General features: G+C 61.5%; 1 pseudogene. It reads left to right on the top strand.

Going from position 1 to position 447, the window contains the following annotated elements:
- Nucleotides 1–447: pseudogene (locus ACLFKU_RS44185) on the top strand (3D-(3,5/4)-trihydroxycyclohexane-1,2-dione acylhydrolase (decyclizing)); the annotation flags it as partial.

The raw sequence follows: 447 nt of genomic DNA, 5'->3' as shown, positions 1-447 counted from the left end.
GTGGTACATCGATCGTCGCCTTCCCGATAGGGCCGCTCTGGTGCGTACAGCGCAAGCCATCCGTGCCGCACGCTGTCCACTCATCATTTCTGGTGGAGGCACGATCTACTCCGAGGCCAGCCAGGAGCTGCGGGACTTCGCATCTGCTACCGGCATCCCGGTCGCCGACACCCAGGCGGGGAAGGGTGCAATCAATTGGGATCATCCGTGTGCCGTTGGTGGCGTTGGTGCGACTGGTTCCGACTCAGCGAATGCGCTGGCGGCCCAGGCCGACCTCATCATCGGCATTGGTACGCGGTACTCCGATTTCACCACCGGTTCACAGACGGCCTTTAAAAATCCGGACGTGACGTTCGTCAACGTCAATGTGGGGTCCTTTGATGCCGCCAAGCAGGGTGCGCAGATGTTGGTGGCCGATGCGCGTGAGGCTCTCACAGCCCTGTCGAA

Origin of the sequence: Paraburkholderia sp. EG304 (genome assembly GCF_046543485.1) — a bacterium.
Classification (GTDB): domain Bacteria; phylum Pseudomonadota; class Gammaproteobacteria; order Burkholderiales; family Burkholderiaceae; genus Paraburkholderia; species Paraburkholderia youngii.
The sequence above is the reverse complement of the archived record's forward strand: the minus strand, read 5'-3'. Positions and strand labels throughout refer to the sequence as shown.